Source organism: Kaistella sp. (assembly GCF_049588135.1).
Classification (GTDB): domain Bacteria; phylum Bacteroidota; class Bacteroidia; order Flavobacteriales; family Weeksellaceae; genus Kaistella.
Window position 1 is genome coordinate 1 of sequence record NZ_JBAVFG010000087.1, and the last position, 18,423, is coordinate 18,423.

General features: G+C 29.6%; 13 protein-coding genes. 4 read left to right on the forward strand and 9 right to left on the reverse strand.

The annotated features are described in order from the left end of the window. The 3 genes from WBY99_RS04980 to WBY99_RS04990 form a co-directional block, all read right to left on the reverse strand. Positions 1 to 1,898 (reverse strand): ATP-binding protein (locus WBY99_RS04980; protein WP_423975232.1); only part of this gene is annotated, 1,898 nt, incomplete at its 3' end. Then, positions 1,882 to 2,469 carry a DUF4194 domain-containing protein gene (locus WBY99_RS04985; protein WP_423975233.1) on the reverse strand — a complete coding sequence of 196 codons (588 nt, stop codon included), beginning with the start codon at positions 2,467 to 2,469 and terminating at the stop codon, positions 1,882 to 1,884. The genes WBY99_RS04985 and WBY99_RS04980, both read right to left, overlap by 17 nt. Next, the gene (locus WBY99_RS04990; RefSeq protein WP_423975234.1) at positions 2,466 to 3,926 is read right to left on the reverse strand and encodes a DUF3375 domain-containing protein; all 1,461 of its coding nucleotides are present in this window, start codon (positions 3,924 to 3,926) and stop codon (positions 2,466 to 2,468) included. Before WBY99_RS04990 ends, WBY99_RS04985 begins: the two co-directional genes overlap by 4 nt. Positions 3,927 to 4,535: 609 nt before the next feature. On the opposite strand from WBY99_RS04990, the gene WBY99_RS04995 reads away from it, so the two are divergent. From WBY99_RS04995 to WBY99_RS05010, 4 genes are read left to right on the forward strand one after another with little or no spacing between them, the layout of a single operon-like run. After that, complete coding sequence (locus WBY99_RS04995; protein ID WP_423975235.1) at positions 4,536 to 5,822, forward strand: ABC-three component system protein; 1,287 nt, start codon at positions 4,536 to 4,538, stop codon at positions 5,820 to 5,822. Beyond that, on the forward strand, positions 5,806 to 6,516 hold the full coding sequence (locus tag WBY99_RS05000; RefSeq protein WP_423975236.1) for an ABC-three component system middle component 1: 711 nt from the start codon (positions 5,806 to 5,808) through the stop codon (positions 6,514 to 6,516). The genes WBY99_RS04995 and WBY99_RS05000 overlap by 17 nt, the downstream gene beginning before the upstream one ends. Continuing rightward, positions 6,497 to 8,815: an AAA family ATPase gene (locus WBY99_RS05005; protein ID WP_423975237.1), complete on the forward strand. Its 2,319-nt coding sequence runs from the start codon at positions 6,497 to 6,499 to the stop codon at positions 8,813 to 8,815. The genes WBY99_RS05000 and WBY99_RS05005 overlap by 20 nt, the downstream gene beginning before the upstream one ends. A gap of 4 nt (positions 8,816 to 8,819) precedes the next feature. After that, positions 8,820 to 11,150: a hypothetical protein gene (locus WBY99_RS05010; RefSeq protein WP_423975238.1), complete on the forward strand. Its 2,331-nt coding sequence runs from the start codon at positions 8,820 to 8,822 to the stop codon at positions 11,148 to 11,150. 114 nt (positions 11,151 to 11,264) lie between these two features. On the opposite strand, the gene WBY99_RS05015 is transcribed toward WBY99_RS05010, so the two are convergent. The 6 genes from WBY99_RS05015 to WBY99_RS05040 form a co-directional block, all read right to left on the reverse strand. After that, positions 11,265 to 11,516: a hypothetical protein gene (locus WBY99_RS05015; RefSeq protein WP_423975239.1), complete on the reverse strand. Its 252-nt coding sequence runs from the start codon at positions 11,514 to 11,516 to the stop codon at positions 11,265 to 11,267. Between the two features lie 31 nt (positions 11,517 to 11,547). Then, a complete protein-coding gene (locus WBY99_RS05020) occupies positions 11,548 to 14,820 on the reverse strand; it encodes a DEAD/DEAH box helicase (RefSeq protein ID WP_423975240.1) in 3,273 nt (1,090 codons plus the stop codon). Positions 14,821 to 15,297: 477 nt separating this feature from the next. Continuing rightward, positions 15,298 to 15,660 (reverse strand): DCC1-like thiol-disulfide oxidoreductase family protein, encoded by a 363-nt coding sequence (locus tag WBY99_RS05025; RefSeq protein ID WP_423975241.1) that lies wholly within the window; start codon positions 15,658 to 15,660, stop codon positions 15,298 to 15,300. 12 nt (positions 15,661 to 15,672) lie between these two features. Beyond that, complete coding sequence (locus tag WBY99_RS05030) at positions 15,673 to 16,539, reverse strand: GLPGLI family protein (RefSeq protein WP_423975242.1); 867 nt, start codon at positions 16,537 to 16,539, stop codon at positions 15,673 to 15,675. 143 nt (positions 16,540 to 16,682) lie between these two features. Continuing rightward, on the reverse strand, positions 16,683 to 17,516 hold the full coding sequence (locus tag WBY99_RS05035) for a GLPGLI family protein (protein WP_423975243.1): 834 nt from the start codon (positions 17,514 to 17,516) through the stop codon (positions 16,683 to 16,685). A gap of 93 nt (positions 17,517 to 17,609) precedes the next feature. Next, the coding region (locus tag WBY99_RS05040; protein WP_423975244.1) for a GLPGLI family protein at positions 17,610 to 18,423 on the reverse strand (814 nt) is incomplete at its 5' end.

Consider the following 18,423-nt stretch of genomic DNA (forward strand, 5'->3'; position numbering starts at 1 on the left):
ACATAATATTCTCTTTTTGAAATATGCAGCCTGTCGTCTTTTTCATGCTTTCCTTTTCCAAACTTTATAAGACCTTCTTTCGTAATTGCTTTTTCATCATAAAGACTAAATTCTTTTAAATCATTTACACAAGTATAATTGTATTGATTTTTAATAATGTCTTCGAGCCAATCTATATAAATACTTTTTGGCTTGAATTCTATCTTATTAACAAGTGCATTTTTTGAGGTGTTCTTATCCGCCATATTAGACAATGAAGTAAAACCCTTGTAACGTTGGTAGGTGATTTTCCCTTTTAAGTTAGTGTTATTTACATATTCGTTCACTTTTGTATAATATTTCTCAGGCACAATAAGCCTTAAAGCAAAATTATGCAAAATCTTTTCGGTCGAAAGTTCCCATTCACTTTCATCATCTTTTACTTTAATAAGTTCTCCTATAAAAGGAATTTCTTCTTTGTTTGCACCAATATATTCTAAAATATCATCTCTAATTTCAGATACTCGTCCTGATATGTTATTTTTATTTTTCTGTAAGGATTTAATTATTTCAATACCTTCCTCAATTTTATTTTTGAAACTATCTTGTAGATTTTTTGCTATTCTTAGTTTTTCATCATTTTCCAATCTATCCGATTCTAATACCGCTTTTTTGTTGCTTGCCTTTTCACGATTTTCTTTAAAATTTTCTTCGCTTGGATTTGTGTTTAATTCAATGCTTTGTGCCAATTTATTGTATTGTTCAAGCTTGGTATTTCTAGCTTCTTTTAATCTTTCAAGACTTTTTATCTCTCTTTCTAACTCCTTTATCTTTCCACCAACTTCATCACTTTCAATAGAAATTGATAAGCTTCTTTCTTCTCCTTTTAATTCGGTTTCCTTTGCTTTAAGATTTAATAATTCATCATTTAGAATACCTAACTGGATATTGCTTTTGGCTAATTCCAATCCAAATAATTCAACTGATTTTTTTGCAAACCAATAAACCGCCATTTCTTTGGATAGATTTAGCCTTATAAGTTCACTTTGAATATTGGATAATTCAATTGCTATTTCATTTATTGGCTTTAGTTGCTCAATTTGTTCTTTGGCTTTTTCGATATTCGTTTTAGCATCGATTAAGGTTTCAAAACTGGATTTTAGTTTTATGAATTTTTCCTCTGCATTTTCATTGTCCTCTTTATACTCTTCAAGCATATTGGTTCTAATGAATTCATCCAAATCTTCCAAAACCTTTACGCCAACAACTTGATTAAATAAGCTCAACCCTTTTATTGACCGCATTCCAAAAACATTCGATATTCTTTCTCCATACGAAGTAGGGCCATCAAAAAACTCAATTTTCTTTTTGGGCGAATTAACATTATAGGTTTTATCCAATCGTCTTTTCCAGTTACCTTTTCCATCAAATTGGTTAAAATCGTGTTCTATATTTAACTCAAGATGTGCAATACCAAAAGTTGTATTTAGTTTTCCATTTGAGCCAAACCATCTCACTTGAAAAAGGGTTATTGTTTTGAAATCTGTATTAGAAAAAGAAGCTAAAAGCACAGAATAATCATTTTTAACTCTAAGCATTTGAGTACTCGTACTCATTTTGCCTTCTTCTTGAATATTGCCGTAATGACCTAAAACATAACTTTCTTCGCTTCTGTCACCTTTCTTTTCTACTCCAGAAGATTGATTGTAAAATCGGTCTTTCTTTAAAGGAACGAGTAGCGTAAGCAAAGCATCAATAAAAGTGCTTTTGCCCGAAGCATTAGCACCAGTTAAAAGTGAATTGTTTCCTTGCGGATTTATCCTAAATATTTTTTCGTGAAAAGTGCCCCAATTGTAAACTTCCATATATTGAAGTCTAAATCCAGCCTTATCTGAACTTGTGCTAAATAGACTCAACATTTTCTTGTAATTTTAATTTAAACTCTTGGAGAATGTCTAAAGTAACTTTCTCTTTAATTATTCTTTGAATTTGGTATTTCGTTTCGTTTTCCTTTTTGTTTACTTCCGATAAATAACCCAACTTAACAATGTTATTTATGTAACCATCTAACTCTTTCAAAAATTTAACCCTGTTAAATTTTTCGGGAAGGAATAACTCTACCTCTTCTTTTATTTCTAAATCGGTAATGAATTTTTCGAAAACTTGAAATTGAGTAGGATTGCTGTCAAACTCTTCAAGGCTTTGTCTTAACACGACTAATACAATTGATGTTTCAAATCCAATCTGCCTTCTTGTTATAAGATTTAATGTATTGCCTTCTCCGTCTTCAAGTTGTTTTACAAATGCAAATCCTTCTTCTTTTTTAACGATTAGTTCCAAACCAATTTGGCTGATGTAATCTTGAATTTCGGTTTGATAATTTACAACATCATCCCAAACATTCGAGTTTCGATTTCTTTCAATAACACCTTTCAGCAGTTTTACAATTGCTTTGGAATATGGTTTTATGTTTCTTTCTAAACTGCTCATTTGGTCAAAATTATTTCAGGTATTAAAATTGATTTTTTATTCTCAATATCAAATTCGATTCTTTGTTTTTTATCAGGGTTTATGGAATTTTTAAATTCTTTCACTATTCCAATGTAACCAAAAAGCTCTGGCAATCCTTTTTCAATTCCTCCAAAATTCTCAATTACTTCCGCTATTGTTGTCTGTGATTTTTCTCTAAGAACGTCTTTAATTCTTTTCCTTAGTATTTCCTTGTCGATGGCAGAAAGGTTGAACAATTTATTAAGATGGTTGGAATGAGAAATATTTTCGTCAGCTAATTTAGGTTTTGATTTATAGGTAAGTTCTTCACTTTGCTCAAAAGTTAGTTTTCTCTCAAATGGAATGTTAATTTCAATGTCTGTTTCCAATTCAAAAGAAACATCAGGTTTTATTTTTGCTTTACTCAATTCGATTAAGGACTTTTTAATTTCTTGAATAATGTTTTTTGTAACTTCTGACTTTGATGCTTCATTTTCCCTGATTATTCTACTCAACTTCTCTGCCATCTTATCGTTGGCTTTTGAAACCTTTTGTCCAGAAGAATGAAGATGTTTCTTCATTCCTTTTAGAAAATAGTCTGTAATCTCAATCTCTTTTTCTTCAAGTGTTTTATACAATTCCTTTGTCAAGTTTCCCCACTCTTCTTGTAATGAAGGCGTTAGAATGAAAGTGTAAAAAGCATAAAAACTTTTGCCTTGTTGACTGTTTTTTAATTCGTCAATTGCATCAAAAGTAAATTCAAGAATGTGGCTTTTTGTTAAGCTACCTTCAGCGTGTTTAAGATAAATATCTTTTGTTATTTCTTTGAAGTTGTCTTCAACTTCTTTAAAGTCAGAAAGTAATTCCTTTGCTGATTTAGTTAATTGATTAAAACGAGGAACAATTTCAAAGTCTTCAAATACTTTTACATCTTCTCCACTTTTGATTCTTTGTATTTGTTGCTCAATTTCAAGTTTTTTGTCTTCGAGTAATTGTATGCGTTTTTCAAGGTCTTCATTGGTAAATTCAACAAGTTCTTTCAATTGAATAAAGATATTTTTGAACTTTGATTCAGCTCCTACATATTCTTCTTTTTTCAAACTTGAAAGCCAGTCAAGTGTTTTACTTGAATGCGATGAAAGTTCATAATATATTTCGCCTGTTTCGTCTTGGTAGTTAGTCAAAAACCCTTTATTTGTCCAACTCTGAACATACTTTTTAGCTTTTATTTCAAAAGTGTCGGCAAAAGTTATTTCAATCTCTTCATCAATTTCTACTTGCACAGATTCTAAATAGTCTGCCAGTTGATTATGTATTTTTTCTGATGAAATAGTGCCTTGTTGATTTGAAAATGTATTGAGTAAAAAAGTGATAATAACTTCTCTGTTCTGAAGTTTCAGAAGGTCAACGCTTGGTGAGTTATTTAATATGTCTGCTATTTTTGAATTTTCAATCATTATTTTCGAGGGAATAAAAATTTGTAGTGTTGATTCATTAACTAATATAGAAAAAAAGATGTGCTACTCTGCAAATTTTAAGATTCACACAGTAAACCAAGATACTGCACATTAATATTCCTGAAACTTTATTTTAGTAGCTACTTTTGACACCTTTTTTATTTGATTCATACATTGTTTTTTTGCAGTTCGCTTTTTCTTTGCAACGATCTACCGTTTGCTAAAGTCGTAACAATTAGACTGAAATTTCTTTTCTACTCTAAACGAAGTTATGAAATTTCTTGCAATTTACGCATGGGCTACAGCATTGATTAGTTGTCATCAATTTTCCTTGGCATAGTTGATTCTTGTCTTATAAGTTTCTAATAGAAATCTAGCACCTAGAAACTTTTTTTTATTTAAAAATATGGAGCTAAATAAATTCAATAGTTCCCACCAAATCTTAAGATTTTTAATTCTTTCTATTGGTAAACCACATTTTTTATTCATTTAAAATTCTTACATTGGTAGCTGACAAAATTCTACTAATTGCTTTATTCCAACAATCTGTACTCAAAAAACAGTGACTTGAGAATGCATAAAGGTTGGACAAAATAATTTTAAAAAAACATGCCACTTATCAACCCTAACGATATCCATTCTGCTGCCGATACCTGGAGTGGATTTATTTACCAAGGCAAGGTTGCGCTTTATCATGTGCTAACTTTAATACTTCATGAAGCCAACGTCGATGAGCTAGAACTACAACTTGATTCTCTGGAAGACTTCGCAATTGTGAGAAATGACGGGACAAATATAGAACCTGTGAGTTTACATCAAGTAAAAGCAATGAAGAGCCATTTGTACTCTTCTTATCAGGAAGCTTTTGTAAAACTAGAAAAAAGGAAGCTCGAATTTCCTTGCGAAAGAGATGCATTTTTTCATTTAGCTATTAATAATGAAAGAACAAAGGTGGCAATTGAAGCTGCACACCCCACTCTTGTAATTTACGAATATGATGGTGACCCTTTTTGTAGGATTGAAGATTTACAAAACAAGCTAGATAGTAAAGTTCAGGCATGTCTATTAAAATTCGGTCTAACGGCCGAATCTGCCAATGCAGATTACGTTGGTATGATAAGTGAAGTTTTAGAAGAAATTATTACAAGTCAAATAATAGCAGTTCATGCTGCCAATCACATAAAAAATGGTCTAACAATCAGTGAAGGGGCTTACTATTTTACAATTCCCCTAAATAATTTTATAGCTGAACTAACCGTAGATGTTAATACCCGCCTTTTTGATAAGAACTATTACCGCCGAATACTACGAAATGACCTGAACCTTTATTTCCAGGAATACTGTATGGATATAGAAAGTGAAGTGGATGACGTTGTCAAAACAAAATTAGCGAGCTACTTAATATACTTTAATTCGCTGAATGATTCCGATTTTGAAAAGTTTTTACAAAATATTATGCCTCATAGAATTGTCAAATTTTCGAAGCTACAGGAATATAAAGACAATACTTTGCAAATTGATGAATTTAAGAACGCGCTAATTTTCACCTTGAGAGAAATTCGGGATTCTGATAAAGATTTAATCAATAAGCTAGGATGGATTTGTCCTAATAATAAAAGATATTTTCCATCAACAATAAATATTTCAAATACTGCTGCAAGCAAAAAAAGAATAAGTGAACAAATAATTGGAGTTGCTTTGGATAAACTAATCGACACCCCATATAATAGTGATTACATAATAACCGAAGGTTGTCAGGTTGATTCACTTGAAGATGAAGCTGTAAACATATTTAACGTTGGCGAAGAAAATTATAATAATATAACAAAGTGGAGAAAGATATCTCTGATAAATCTTGAACAAGCAAAAATAAATTTAAATGGAATCGATAATTAATAGTTTATTTGAAGAAGTTGGACTGGAAGCGCAATTAACTGAATTTGGTAAGGTTTATTACTTTGGAAACGCAAATCAATTTAGTTTTTGGTTAGTAATAGAAACTACCGACTTAAGCAGTATTATTGAAAATCAATCTAAGTTTTTCACTGTATCAAAAGAACTTCTTAAAAATGAATGGTTTGACAAAAATGCCAACTTATTGATATTATGTAAATCAAGTTTAGAATCACCATTGGATAAAAATCAACTGATTGATATTGAGGAGAACCCTTTTTTGTTTAAAAAGCAAATTTTATTTTATACTGAAAATGAAAAGCAAAAACTTCTGGAAGCTATAACTGCTAGTAACTTAACAACTAAAAAGTTTTTCGAACAGAAACTATTATCAAATTCTATTTTTGAACAGCATAAAACTAATTTAAATAATAATGCATTTGAGTCTTTATTGTACAGGGTTGCTCATAAAGTCCCTTTTCTAAATATAAAAGTGATACAAAAAGATGGATTATCTGCACTAACCGAAAAGAATAATATTGATGTCGAAAAAAATTCACAGCTTAAAGAATTAGATGATTTAATTTCTGAAATGATATTAGACAAAAAATTTGATGAGGTGTCAGCTATTTCAGCAGAAGCTGTTTATGAAAAAATTCTAATTGTAATAAATAAAGATGAAGATTCAAAAGATTAAGATTCAAAATTTTAAAGTATTACGGGAAAAAGAGCTTGATTTTGAAGCTTCTGATTTAGTAGTATTTGATGGGCCAAATGGATTTGGCAAAACTTCAATTTATGATGCGATAGAATTGTTATTTACGGGAAAAATCAGAAGATATAATGTACTACATCTTTTACTGGTAGATGGCAGGGAATCATATCACGAGCATCCTTTTTATAGTGAAGGCGCAACAGGAGATATAAGCATTATAATTGAATTTACTAAAAATGGTGCAACTTACATTTTAGAAAGATTTGCAAAAAAAGAAGAGCTAACAAACAGTATAAATTTTTCGACTTACAAACTGTATCAAAAGCAAAGTTTTGAAGCAACTGAAAAGGATTTAATTGAAAAAGAAGAAGATTTTTTAATTAATATTTTAGGTCCAAATTACAAGGAAAACTTTCAATTTTTAAATTATATAGAACAGGAGGATAGTCTCTTTTTACTTAAAAGTCAGGATAAAAACAGGAAGCAGCATATATCACACCTCTTCAATGTTCTAGAATTTGAAAACAAAGTCGCAAATATTAATCTTATTAAACAAAAGATTGAAAAACTTTGTAATACGGAAGAAAAGAAAAAAATAGAAGATCTAAAATCCGAAATTAAAGAAACGCAAGATTTTCTTTCAAATGGTTTTAGTGACATTGAGTATGTAAGATTATTTCCCGAAAAGGAGGTGATTTGGGATACCAAAGAATTTGATTTCAAGTCGATTGATTATCTAGATTTACTTGGAGAGGATGGTATTCTAACAAAATTGAATAATTTCTTAAATCACAAGGAATCTTTTAATAAATATATTTACAATGAGAGTATTGACGCGGTAATCCGTACCGAGTCAGTGTTAAAGGATTTTTGTCAATTTTATAATTTTATTCCTCAAAAAGAAAATTTAGTTATAATTAAAGACGCGTTCATTAAGAAGCAACAATACATTGAGAAACTAGAGAATTTCTCAACAGATGACTTTCAGGATGAATTTTTTGAATTTGAATTTGATGATTTCGACTTTTTAAACGATGATCTAAAAGAAGAATTTTTTGAAGAATTTGAAATTTTAAAAATCGATTTACTGGCATTAAATAAACTGGAGGGTATCTATTCCAAAATCGACGAATCTCGACAGAAACTGATTGAAAAAATTGAAGACTTGAGAGAGGAAGGAGATCTAACTTCAGGCTCATGCTTCTTCTGCGGATATGATTGGGGTGACATCAATGGTTTACTGGATAATATCTCTCTGCAATCTGATAATTTAGAAAACGTAGCAAGTGAAAGCAGTAAGGTTTTCAAAGAAAAATTTGATCTTTTTAAAACTGATATAGTTGGACAAATTACGGCGGCAATATTAAAGGATATTACTGACAACAATGTCGATAAAGAATTTATAAATAAATTAATTTCCTTTGATCCGACGCATTTTAATAATATTGCGAAAAATTTTGAAAAGATAAACTTTGATTATAGCGCATATTTAAACGATGTTGTTAAAGTTGATATTGATCTTAAATTTGAAAAACTTAATTTAGATTTAAAAGAAAAAAAACATGAAATTGTCATAGAGGAAATTCAACCACATTTCAAGGAGTATTTTAATGAATTTTTCGACAATAATTTTGATGATTTTAATGCCTTCGACCAAGAAAATGTTAAGAGTAAAATAGACTATCTAAAATATATCTATTCTTTACAGCAAAACGACTTCTTGACAGCAAAAACACAGGAACTTGCTGTTAAGCAGATTAAATTTGATAACGCAAAATCACTAAACGACAAAATTAAACAACTAAAAAATGTTTATGACACTTCGCTGTTAAAATACCAGAAGAAGGTCATAAAAGACATAGAAATAATATTTCATATTTACTCTGGAAGAATTATGCAGGATTTTCAGGGAGGCCTTGGCCTATTTATATATTCAGACAAAAATGGAATCAGATTTCAGACTAATCCAAACAAAACTTTTGACGCAATATTTTCAATGAGCTCCGGACAATTGTCGGCACTGATAATCTCTTTCACTCTGGCTTTACATAAGAAGTATTCGCAAAATAAAATCATATTAATTGATGACCCAGTTCAAACAATGGACGAATTAAATGTGATAGGATTTATTGAATTATTGCGAAATGAATTTAGCAAGAACCAAATTATAATTTCAACTCATGAAGATATGATGTCTGCATTTATGAGGTACAAATTTAAAAATTATAATCTGACACAAAAAAGGATAAATCTAAAATCACTAGAACAATCAGCAATCTAAGTCAATGGCAAATTATGATTTTTCAACATTAAATGATCGAGATTTAGAGGAATTAGCAAGAGATATCTTGTCAACAAAACTAGGTTTAGATTTCCAATCCTTCAAACCAGGTCCCGATAAAGGAATTGATTTACGTTATGCGACAATTAATGATGAAAATGAAATTATTGTTCAGGTAAAACATTTTCTTGGTTCTGGGATAGCAGCATTAAAATCTGCACTAAAAAACCATGAATTACCAAAAGTTATATCGTTAAATCCTAAAAGATATATTGTTGTAACTTCTCTGCCATTGTCACCTCCAGATAAAGAAAGTATTAAAAATACTTTTAGTCCATATATTTTGTCTACTCAGGATATACTGGGAAAAAATGACTTAAATATATTTTTGAGAAATAATCCTAATATTGAAGAACAGAATTTCAAACTTTGGCTTTCAAGCTCAAATATTTTTAAACGAATCCTAAAGAATGGCATAAAAGCAAGGTCTGAATTTCATGCAGATAAAATTAAAAAGCAGATCAAGCTTTTCGTCCCTAACAAGGCACATAGTAATGCAGTAAAAATTTTAAACACAAATAACTTTATTCTTATCACTGGAGCACCAGGTATCGGTAAATCAACATTGGCTAATATGCTGACATACCAACTATTGGCGAAAGATTTTGAACTTATTTACGTCCGAGAAATAACTGAGGCTGAGGATTTAATAGTTCCTGGACGGAAGCAGGTATTTTATTTTGACGATTTTTTGGGTTCAATTACCTTAGACTTAAAAAGTTCTCGAAATGCAGATTCAGCAATTGTTAATTTCATAGACATGATTAAGAATGACAGCCAGAAGAAACTCATACTTACCTGTCGCACAACGCTACTCAATCAAGCCAAACAGACTTCAGAAAAGATCAATGACTCAAAAATAGATATTGCAAAACACGAAGTGCATGTTAAAGATTATAGAAATATTGACAAAGCAAAAATTTTATATAATCATATCTATATTTCTCAGTTATCAATCGAACAGAAAAGCATCTTTTTTAAAGACATGTTTTACTGGCAGGTAATTAAACATAAAAGTTACAATCCACGCGTTATAGAATACTTTACAGATAGTGAAAGGATAGAATCTGACAAGCCCTATGATGCTACTGTTATTGATTTTTTAAATAATCCTTCTTTGATCTGGGAAAAGCCATTTACAAAACAAATATCAATAAGCGCCAGACTTCTTCTGACATCATTGTACTCTTTAGGGTCAAGATTTATTTTATTCGAAAATAGATTAAAGGAAGCTTTTAGTGCACGATTAGAGTATGAGGTTAAGAACAATAACTTTGTCAAGCAAGGAGATGATTACGAGGCTGTAATAAAAGAAACAGTTGGCATGTTTATTAACAGGGTAATCAAAGATAAAAATACCGTAGAATACAGTTTTTTCAATCCTTCAATAGAGGATTTTCTGTACGATTACTTTACAAGAAATAAAGATGAATATCTTACTCATTTAAGATCTGCTGTTTCTTATGAACAATTTAAAGGAAGGATAACGACAACCTATATAAAAGACTCAAAACAAATTTTATTTTCTGAGAAAAAATTGCAGGCTCAGCTTTTAGAAATATTTATTTTAAAAGCTCCTCATTTAAGCGGTTACGGAAATAATGATCTAAATTATATGGTAATCCTTATAAGATTGTTTGCTTGGGATTCTATAGGTTCAATAGTGCAGGATCGAATAAACTCTTTAAATCTTAGCACTCTTGGTTGGACAGATCGCGAAAACTTAATCGAAATTTTAAGCTATATGGCTGAGCATGATCTAACAAACTGCATTGATCAACTCGATAATTTAATTTTGATTCTTTCTAAAAATATGGAATCTCATCATCAGATTGAAAGTTTTTCGAAACTGATTTCAAAATATAATATTTATAGTAATGTTATAGAAAATTTTAAAAGCTCAAATAATGAATACTACGATCGAATCAAAGTAAATATTGAAGAATCATGGAACAAAAATATAGATCAATATATAAAACAATCTTATAATTTATCATCAATCACCACTAAAGAAGAGTTAATTAAGGTTGTCACGAAACGAAAGGAAGAAGCTAAAAATATAATTAGGGCAATTAATATTTCCAGTTCTTCTGCTGTTGATAATTATGAGTTTGATTATGAGCAACAGCTTGACACTAATAAGTCGGCTATGTCAAGTGAAAAAATTACAATTGATAATTTCCAAGAAAGTCACGATCCGATTAATGAGATTATAGAAGTAAATAGACTTTTTAATTCTAATGATGTTGATGAATGGGATGACTTACCATTTTAAAAGAATTTTATAGATATTCCATAGTAGTATCAGCTTAACCCATATATTTAAAATTTTCACTCTTCGTGAAAGTTCTGAAATTTTATAAACCTAATCGCTCTAATTTTGGCATTTTTATAAATTATTTTTTTTAAGTTTATATTTTTTATTATGTTGATGAAGATGATTTGCATCAATTAAGAACATATGACTTTGTCCTTTTACAATTCTATGCAATAGAATTAAAAAATCTGTTCCTCCTACTGGAAGAAATATACCATCAGCAATTGTAAATGAAAATGGTGTAGATAGTAACAAGTTTGTTAATCTTGTGACTGTTGAAGTTTTACCTGAATCAGGCTGACCTCCAAATAATAGAAAATTCATAGTGGTTATTAGTTTTTTATTAATAGTTAAATTAGCTTGAAATTACTCGTAAGTCAATTCCTCCTTCTTTCTTTAGATGATTTGATGTAACTCCCAATAAATTTAAAATTGACGGTGTTGCAGTTGCTTTAGAAAATCCTGGCTGGACAATATAAATTTGAAATTTCAATTCTTTCTTCCATTTGGCTTCAAAAAGTAATTTTTCTAATAATTCTATATCTCCCTTTCTAATTCGGGTTTGTCCAATTTTTTGTTTTTTATCTTCTCTTTTTATTAAATGATTGAAGAATTCTACATTCTCTTTATATTTCCAAATCAAAGATTTTTGTGTTTGACCGCAAACTTCATAAGAGTTCTTAATCTCACCTGACACTAATCCATTCTTAGCAAATTTCAAATGAAATAAATCTATAACAATATCATTTTCATTATTTTTTATTGCAACAATATCTGCAATTTCTCCTTTATTGTCATCATTAAAAATTAAATCATAATAATTTTCCTGAATTAATTTTTCAATGGAATGAAACTGAATTGAATTGGTATTTAAATTCGAAAATCCCTCAGATTCACTATTTAAATTAACTCCATTCCAATCCCAAGCTTCAATTTCATCTTTGGAAAAATCAAGTATTTGCTCATTAAATTTGACGTAATCATTTCCTTGCAAAAATGCTCCATCGTGAAACCAAAATTTGGGTGGCAATTCATTAAAAAATTCAATTACTGAAAAATTTCTTGATCCCATTTTTACATTTGCATCAATAGTAGAAGTCTTTACTATACTAAAACTATATAATTTACTACCATTTACAGTAGTTTCATTTAAATTTAATTGAAAAGCAATACTCTCATTTTCAGTGTCTAAAGAGAAACACAACGGGTTATCATTATCAGGATTAAAAGTATTTAGCTCCAAAGTTGATAAATCATACTCGATTCCGTTAATTGTAAAAACAACTTTATCTTCGATTGTTTTATAGATTTCGTGATGCCAATCTACTGAAATTGGATAAGCATTTGGTCTCACGGAAATCCTAACTGGCTTTATAGAGTTTTTAAATAAAATATTGTTAGGATCAATTTCATCGTTTGCCAATTTAACAGCAATTCCGTCACACCAATCCAAGAACTGATTTATTGTTCCTCTGGAATATGACCAGATTCTTCCTTTTCTTGAACACCCTATTGAAGTCATATTTCCATCCTCAAACCCAACACCAAAAACATTGTTGTTAATACCTGACTTTTCTTCAGCCAGAGAAAGTCCTTCTTGTACACCTTTTCCATAATAAGACTGGAAAGTGATATCTTTTCCAAGACCTTTTCTTAGCCCTAAGTTAAAAAGTCGAACCCGGTCAATATTATAAAATGTTTTGAAGACCTCTTCATCTTTTATTAGTAGAGAGCTTTCACCAATAACAGCATTTGCTAATTCTTTATAAAGACTTCCTTTATCTGAGGAATGTATAAATAGTAAATTTTTTGATTGCTCCCAGTAAATTATATAAATATCCCATTCGATATTATAAACGTCTTTAAAACTACCCCAGTCAACAGGTTTTTTATTTCCTAGAAAAACAATCAATGCCTTTTTCTCTCTATTCAAATCGAAAAATTTGTAATCATAATTTTCATATCCTTTTATGCCTTTCTTAAAGTTCATTGGATGCCAACCCTCTGTTTGATTTTGATAAACCACCGAACTAAAGGCTGGACGGACTTCTTGAAATGGAATGAGTGATTCATCCAAGTGACTAAATCCTGCTAAAAATTCTTGTAGGTCTATTTGTTCTTGAGTAGCTTGTAAGCTTAAAGTTGGTAATATGGAATTCCAATTTGATTCTTTTGCATAAAGCAGGCTTAGTTCATCACTTAAAGTTGGTTGATGAAGATTTGCAATAAAACTGGCTTTACCCAAATTATTATCTTTATTTGTACGTGTAAACCTACCTGCAAACTGCAAAGTGATTGGTAAGCTTTTTCTCACATCGTGGAATGCTGCAATTTTCAATTCAGGCAAGTCAAATCCCTCTCCAAGCATATCAACACAAACAATGATCCTATGTTGTTTATCTACTATATTTTGTTTAATATTTGATTGACCCTTTAGATTAGAATATATTTTAACAGGATTTAAGTCTGCATATTGTGAGTAGATTTCAAAAACGTTATCTGCACGATATTTATCCTCACATCTTGCCATCAAAATATGCTCATAACCATTTGCTAGATCTTCTCTTAATTTATTTACAGCTGTTTCTGCAATTTTGACGTCTGCAATTTTTTGATCATATTCTCTTATAGGAATAAAATCAATTTCTTTGAAATAACCTTGCTCTTGTGCCTCCCGAAGAGTAAAATTATATATAATTTTTCCATCGAGAAGTTGCCCATCATTTCTATATGGTGTTGCTGTAAAAAGCACCACTTTATTTTTATCAAAGGATTTGATGAATTTATTCCAGCTTTTGGCTTTTGAGTGATGCGCTTCATCAACAAATAAATGTGAACACTTTTCAGCTAATGTGTTTTTCTGTTGAATTGACATTGATGTCAATAAATCCATTGTAGAAACTATTACATTGCATTTGTCAATAAATTGATTAATCTCTTCTTCATTGCTAAAACCTGTATTTAGTATTCCTACTTTTGGATATTTAGCAGAAGAATTTACAATTGAATTTCCTTCACCATCAAGTTTTTTCAACCAACCTAAATCACAAAATTTTCCGGCTAATTGACTTCTTAGAGCATCAGATGGTACGGTAACTAAAAGCTTACTACATCTATTAGCTATTAATACGGATAGCATTGTTTCCGTTTTACCAGTTCCTGTTGGTAGTACCACTGTTGCAATTTCAGTAGCATTTGTCAAATGTCCTAAAATAGAATGAATTGCACCAATCTGTGGTTTACGCAATCCGATTGTATTACTTTCAATATCTTCTTCTTTGAAATTGAATGTATTTCTCCAAGAATTCACTATAGTACCTGATAAATTCTCAATATTATCAGGATGTTTCAACCATTTAAGAAATTTGATGTTTCCGCTTTCAGCATCTGTTTTAAGGAAACTTTTAGATAACAGTACAAAACTCTTATCATTGGGGACATCATTTTTATCAGTTGTAATATAGTACTCGACATTATTAGTATCCTTTAAAATAACTTTTCCTCTTTGAAATGAAACCAAGTCAAAATCTTTTTCTATTGCTTCAGAGATTAAATGAATTATAAAGTTCTTTTTCGCTGTACTTCCTAATCTTTCTTCCCTTTGTAATTTGGGTAATTTTAATTTCATTGATGCTATTAGTTTTTCTTAAATATACTATAATTCAATCATTTTGACAATCTATTAAAAATATGTTGTTATTTTTTTAACATTTGTAAAATTAGCTTTTCAAAACCATCTATTGTTACGGTTTTCCGTATATTCTTATTTATAATAAAAGCCCCCAAAGGAGGCGGTGGGTTTGTAGGTAAATTATGAAAATTTTACTATTATATAAGAATTTACGAATTAGGACGGTTAATTTCCCAGTTCCAATTGGTTTTTCACATGGTTATAGTAATTTGCTTACTTACAAATTCCTGATGTTTCCACGCTCAGCAATTTTTCCATTCTTCAAAACTATAATCTGGTCTGTATTTTTTATCGATGTAATTCTGTGCGCAATAATTATTATTTTTCCTCTGAAGACAGATTAAAGATTATTATTTTGATTTATTAAAAATTTAGAATTTGTGTATAACGGATTAAAAAAAAATAATTTAATTTTTATTTTAATTCGCAACTTTCTTCTGTGCAATGCAATGGAATTATTTGCCTATTTACTGCAAGTTGCATATATAAATATTGTCCGATTCCTGAAATTTTTAAAAACCAAAAGAAAGGTATAAAAAGCCAAAAAGTAGGAATCCTTAAAAATATTCTGAATAATGTTGTATATCCATAAGCCCAACTTCCCTTGAAAGATGCCATTTGTTTCAGTGCAAGATTGTAGTTTAGATTTGAGAGTTTTTTTAAGTCGTCTGATGCCCTCAATTTTTTGATTTCAATGAAATGTAGCCAGTCTAGTTTTTCAATTATTTTTATAAATTGGGTGCAATTTTGGCAATAATTGTCATAAATAATAATCATTTGAAAAAGTTGTTAGTTACAAGTTGGTGTTAATTCGATTGGGTTTTCAAAATTCTTTATTATTTCCCATTCTTTTTTATCATATTCATCTTTTACTTCACGACTGTTGACATCTTTTCCATTGATGACGTAAGTCGTTTGTGTGGTATTAAGGTTTTCCAAAATCATCGAGGGTTGTTTTTTATATTTTTTCCAGAAATCAGTCCATTGTTTGGGAGTGAGTTCAACTGCTTTTTTATAAGAAAATGCTCTACGACTTATATCGTTTTTTTCTTTGGTTATTCCTTTTATTTCAAAATCGTAATCGCCGGAACTGTCGGATATTTTTAGAATTAATCCAGGTAAGCCATAAAATTTATAAGGTCCATCAGGTATTGGAATATCGGTGGTGTACCAAGCGGTCCAATTTCTACCACCAAAGCTGGTTGTTGCATTGTAGGCTTTATATCCCAATATATTTTGGCTTTGAGTATTATTGATTTTCCACTTGAATTGGCATTTGTATTTTGTAATAAATACTGAGGTGTAAAATTTATTTTCTGCTGATATCGTATTATTTAATATATCTTTTGTGATAAATGTTCTGTATTTTGATTGGTTAGTTTCGTTTGGAAATCGTAGAGATTCTCCATTTTCCATATAATCTTTTACCAATTTGGTTTTGAGAGAATCGTATCTGAATTTGTCATAAGATTGGAAATAAGAAGGTTCTTTCTCATTTGTAACCAATGACATTAGTTCTTTCTTATATCCTATGGAATCTTTCGAAGGTTTCCAGGTCATTTCATAAATTATTTTATATGACTGCCCATAAAAATAATTATGACTTAGCAAGGCTAACAGGATTAGCAGCAGGGCTTTTAAAATCGGATTTTTCATAGTAATTAAAATAATATACAATTAGATTCCAGACAATCATAATTGATTAAAAAAAGAATAAATTAAAACTTGTAACGATACATATATGCATTAATATCGTAAGGATTAGCCATTAATATTCTGCAGAGTGAGTGTGCTATAGATTATTTTTTATTTTCTGGATAATGAATAGCTTTATCTATTTCGATAGGATTGTTATTTTCCCTAATATATCGTTGCCTTGATTCAGTCAATTCTTTAAATTGACTGATGTCTTTTACATCAACACCATTAATGCTAAAAGTCATATTAGGATTTTTCTTGAATTCATCACGAGTTTCGTGATATGGATCTTTATATTCGTTCATCAACAGCTTATCTATATTTTCCTGGGTTGTTTTTATTGGTTTTTGACCATAAAAACTTTCAATGAACGGAGTTTTATATGTAGAATTCAATTTAAAACTTTTCATTAAGGTGAAATCAAAATTATTTTTGTCATCATATATTTGAAAAATCATTCCGGGCAAACCACGAAATTTATATGGTCCTTCAGAAATATATATTTCTTTACAAAACCAAGCTGTCCATTTTCTTCCGCCAAAAGTTGTTGTTGCTTTCTGCAAAGTATAGTTCTCAAATTTCTTGGTTTCTTTTTCGAGATTCCAATTTATTTTGTCTTCAGTGTTGTAAACAAATACATCATTGATTAAAGTGTAATTGCTATTTGTATTAGAATTTTTCACTCGAACAACAACAGGAGTAGAAGTATCCCAAAGTTGGCTATTTTGTCCTTTTGTAATATTGGTTGAGTCAATTGTAACGTAATGATAATTATAAAATTTGACATTCTCTGGATTTATATCCAGAGTCATATTTTCTTTTTTAAACTCAGTTTGCTTGGGGTTTTGCTTAAATTTAAATTCATAAATGAAGCGATGAGTCTGGGCATTGACTAAACCAAAAATTACGGCAAAAATCAAAATAAATATTTTCATGTTAAATTCTTTTCTACAATTTGATATTTATCACTTACATTGATTCACAGCTTTACAATCAAACTGGAAGTAATATCTTTCAGCCACTAAAATTTACTTATAATCAATTTTTTCATTTAACTCAATGGGGTTATTATATTTCTTTATTTGATTTTTAATATTATTTTCAAGGTTTTTATAATCGTTTGTGGTATATTCTTCTCCACTTTCTTTTGTCATATAGGCATCCCCATTTTTATATTCTTTCAATGGATTATTATAATAATCTATTTGTATTTTTTTCCAATCATCAGAGTTTTTAATATTAATCTTTTGATTTCCAAACAATGCATCTAATCGGTGTAGATTAAAATTTGTTTCATAATTTTTATTTTTATAAAAAGAAAATTTATAATTTTCTTTGTCATCATAAATTTCTAAAATTAAACCAGGCAAACCATTAAATACATATGGTCCGTATGGATAGGGTATGTCTTGTGAAAACCACGCAACCCATTGTCTCCCACCATATTCAGTGGTTGCTTTTTGAACATTGAAAGCACCTATTTTTTTCTTTATATCGGTTAAATTCCATTTAAGATTTACTTCTTGTCTATAAATATAATAATCCGAAGATAAATTATTTATGAAATCGTAAGAAAGAGTTGTTTTATAATACTTGATTATTCGATTAAATTTTGGATATGCAAATTCAGGTTTTGAATAATTAGTCAGAGAATTAAGCGAATCTGTTATAATATAATCATTGCTTAGAAATAAATTTGAGTCTTTATTTATTTCCAAAACAACTATGTCATTTTTTACAATACTACTATCTAATTTGAAAGTAACTTGGTAATAAATTCTTTTACTTTGTGCCAAAGTTAGAACGCTAATAAATAGAAATAGTAATGTACTATTTTTTTTC

What these genes read in the sequence shown, in the direction of transcription:
- WBY99_RS05000 (WP_423975236.1), top strand. Translation starts at nt 5,806, where the DNA reads ATGGAATCGATAATTAATAGTTTATTTGAAGAAGTTGGACTGGAAGCG.
- WBY99_RS04995 (WP_423975235.1), top strand. Translation starts at nt 4,536, where the DNA reads ATGCCACTTATCAACCCTAACGATATCCATTCTGCTGCCGATACCTGG.
- WBY99_RS05030 (WP_423975242.1), bottom strand. Translation starts at nt 16,539, where the DNA reads ATGAAAAATCCGATTTTAAAAGCCCTGCTGCTAATCCTGTTAGCCTTG.
- WBY99_RS05025 (WP_423975241.1), bottom strand. Translation starts at nt 15,660, where the DNA reads ATGATTATTATTTATGACAATTATTGCCAAAATTGCACCCAATTTATA.
- WBY99_RS05020 (WP_423975240.1), bottom strand. Translation starts at nt 14,820, where the DNA reads ATGAAATTAAAATTACCCAAATTACAAAGGGAAGAAAGATTAGGAAGT.
- WBY99_RS04985 (WP_423975233.1), bottom strand. Translation starts at nt 2,469, where the DNA reads ATGAGCAGTTTAGAAAGAAACATAAAACCATATTCCAAAGCAATTGTA.
- WBY99_RS05010 (WP_423975238.1), top strand. Translation starts at nt 8,820, where the DNA reads ATGGCAAATTATGATTTTTCAACATTAAATGATCGAGATTTAGAGGAA.
- WBY99_RS05035 (WP_423975243.1), bottom strand. Translation starts at nt 17,516, where the DNA reads ATGAAAATATTTATTTTGATTTTTGCCGTAATTTTTGGTTTAGTCAAT.
- WBY99_RS04990 (WP_423975234.1), bottom strand. Translation starts at nt 3,926, where the DNA reads ATGATTGAAAATTCAAAAATAGCAGACATATTAAATAACTCACCAAGC.
- WBY99_RS05015 (WP_423975239.1), bottom strand. Translation starts at nt 11,516, where the DNA reads ATGAATTTTCTATTATTTGGAGGTCAGCCTGATTCAGGTAAAACTTCA.
- WBY99_RS05005 (WP_423975237.1), top strand. Translation starts at nt 6,497, where the DNA reads ATGAAGATTCAAAAGATTAAGATTCAAAATTTTAAAGTATTACGGGAA.